Source organism: Stenotrophomonas daejeonensis, assembly GCF_001431505.1.
Lineage (GTDB): Bacteria > Pseudomonadota > Gammaproteobacteria > Xanthomonadales > Xanthomonadaceae > Stenotrophomonas > Stenotrophomonas daejeonensis.
This window is the reverse complement of the sequence record NZ_LDJP01000101.1, coordinates 1-2,629: the sequence shown is the minus strand read 5'-3', so window position 1 is coordinate 2,629 and position 2,629 is coordinate 1. Positions and strand designations below refer to the sequence as shown.

2 protein-coding genes are annotated in these 2,629 nt (G+C 69.6%); both read right to left on the bottom strand.

The annotated features are described in order from the left end of the window. Positions 1-54: 54 nt before the first annotated feature. Positions 55-930: a methylglyoxal synthase gene (locus ABB34_RS14050; RefSeq protein ID WP_057642002.1), complete on the bottom strand. Its 876-nt coding sequence runs from the start codon at positions 928-930 to the stop codon at positions 55-57. Positions 931-1,143: 213 nt separating this feature from the next. After that, positions 1,144-2,589: an FAD-dependent oxidoreductase gene (locus tag ABB34_RS14045; RefSeq protein WP_057642001.1), complete on the bottom strand. Its 1,446-nt coding sequence runs from the start codon at positions 2,587-2,589 to the stop codon at positions 1,144-1,146. Positions 2,590-2,629 lie beyond the last annotated feature (40 nt).

The window sequence follows — 2,629 nt, the reverse complement described above, 5'->3', positions numbered from 1 at the left end:
CTCAATCAACAACGGCGCCTTTCGGCGCCGTTGCTGTTTACTTCGCCATGAAGCTCAACGCTGCTGCGGGCGTCGCCGGGCCGCGATGGCCCAACGGGCGGCGAGGTTGGGGGCGGTGATGCAGACCGCTTCGTCGGTCACGGTGGTCACCGCGCGTTCCAGCAACTGGATGTCGGCTTCGTGCTGGCGGGCCACGTGCGGGTCCTCGAAGAAGATCGCCCGCTGGCAACGGTGCTCCAGCACGCGGTCGGCGATCTGCGCGTCGCCGCCGAGGGGGCCGCTCTGGAAGCGCTGGATCCACTCCTGCTCGCGCGGCCAGCCGCGGCTCCACGCCAGTTCGTTCAGGTGTTGCCCGGTGGTGCCGGTGCCGATGCGTTGGGCGAACCGCGAAAGCACGTCGAAATGCTCGGCGGCGAAGGCCAGCATCTGCGGCTTGCGGGCGTCGTGGGCGATCAGCGCCAGGGTCTGGTTGCCGAAGTCGTGCAGGTCGTCGGCACCGGGATCGGCGGGCAGGCCGGCGTGGATGCGCTCCATCTCGACCCAATCGCGGGCGCTGGCCACGGTCGAGATGAAGGGCTTGCCGTGGATGACGCACTGACGTTTCAGGGCGATGGCTTCGGGGAAGACCGAGGATGGGTCCACCGGGTCGATCAGGTAGACCGCGCCATCCAGCGTGCGCTCCGGCGCCCCCATGCCGACGATCTCGGCGACCAGCTTCATCAAGCCGCCTTCGCGGCCGTTGGGGTAGCGCGTCAGGCCGGGCAGGCCACCGGCCGGCAGCGCGGCGAGGATGGCGTCATGGGTGCGGCCGACGGCGTGCAGCGCCACGCCGAGTTCGCGGATGCCGGTGGCGCTGGCGCGCAGCCAGCGGAACAGGGCGGCGTCGGCGCGTTCGTGGTGCAGGCGGTTGGCGGCCAGGCCGATGCGCATGGGGTTCTCGCTGGGATTGGGGGTTTGAGTGTAAATCCTGGGGGAGTTTTCCTTCTCCCTTGAGGAGACAGCCCGGCAGGAATGCAGGTGCCCGAAGGGTGGGTGAGGAGTGAACGCAGTCCATGATGGTTAACCATCTGGACTCCGTTCGCCCCTCACCCCAACCCCTCTCCCGGTGGGAGAGGGGCTTTTGCTTCCCGGGGTTTGACCCTGTCAGTGCAGCAGCAGCTTGATGATGCTGGCAGCCGCGTCGCGGCCTTCGGCGACCGCGGTGACCACCAGATCGGCGCCGCGCACGGCGTCGCCGCCGGCGAACAGCCTGGGGTTGTGGGTCTGGTAGGGCAGGCGGGTGCTGCCGCCCGCGACGATGCGGCCGTTGCCGGTAGCCTCCACACCCTGCGAGCCCAGCCATTCCGGCAGGGTCGGCGAGAAGCCGAAGGCGATGATGACCACGTCCGCTTCCAGCAGCGATTCGGAACCGATGATCGGCTCGGCGTTGCGGCGGCCGTTGGTGTCGGGTTGGCCGAGCCGGGTTTCGACCACGGTGACGCCGATCACCTCGTCGTCGGCGCCGGCCTCGATCGACAGCGGCTGGCGGTTGAACAGGAAGCGCACGCCTTCCTCGCGGGCGTTGGCGACTTCGCGCGCCGAGCCGGGCATGTTGGCCTCATCGCGGCGATAGGCGCAGGTGACCCGGGCCGCGCCGAGGCGGATGGCGCTGCGCACGCAGTCCATGCCGGTGTCGCCGCCGCCGAGTACCACCACACGCTTACCGGTCAGGTCGGGCAGGGCGATCTGGTCTTCCCAGCCGGCGATGGGCCGGCCCCGCGGGTCGGTGCCGCCGACGATGCGGCCGTTCTGCACGAGGAACGGCAGCGCCGGCAGCACGCCCTTCAGGTCCTGGCCGGGCAGGCCGCCGTCGGTGTAGCGGTAGGCACCGGTGCCGAGGAACACGGCGTCGAACTCGGTTTCCAGCTGCTCGATGCCGATGTCGCGGCCGATCTCCACGCCAAGGCGGAACTGCACGCCCATGCCTTCGAGTACCTCGCGGCGCTTGGCGATGACCGACTTGTCGAGCTTGAAGCTGGGGATGCCGAACTGCAGCAGGCCGCCGATCTGCTCGTAGCGGTCGAACACCACGGCCTGCACGCCGGCGCGCGCCAGCCGGTCGGCGCAGGCCAGGCCTGCGGGACCTGCGCCGACCACGGCCACGCGCTTGCCGGTGGCCTGCACAGCGTGCAGGTCCGGCTTCCAGCCGGTGGCCAGCGCGGTGTCGACGATGTACTTCTCGACCGCGCCGATGGTCACCGCGCCGAACTCCTCCAGCGTGCAACTGCCTTCGCACAGGCGGTCCTGCGGGCAGACCCGGCCGCAGACTTCCGGCAGCGGGTTGGTCGAATGGCACAGCGTCGCCGCCTCGTGGATGCGGTCTTCCTGCACCAGTTGCAGCCACTGCGGGATGGCGTTGTGCACCGGGCATTTCCAGCTGCAGTACGGGTTGCCGCAGTCGAGGCAGCGGCCGGCCTGGTACTGCGCGTCGGCCTTGTCGAACTTGCCGTACAGCTCGCCCCAGTCGCCGGACGTGCGCAGTTCCACCGGGATGCGCTGCGGCATGGTGCGGGGCAGGTCGAGGTATTGGAAGGCGTGCTTTCGGGACATGGGGAAAGGCCGGGAATGGGGGAACGGGGAACAGGGAATG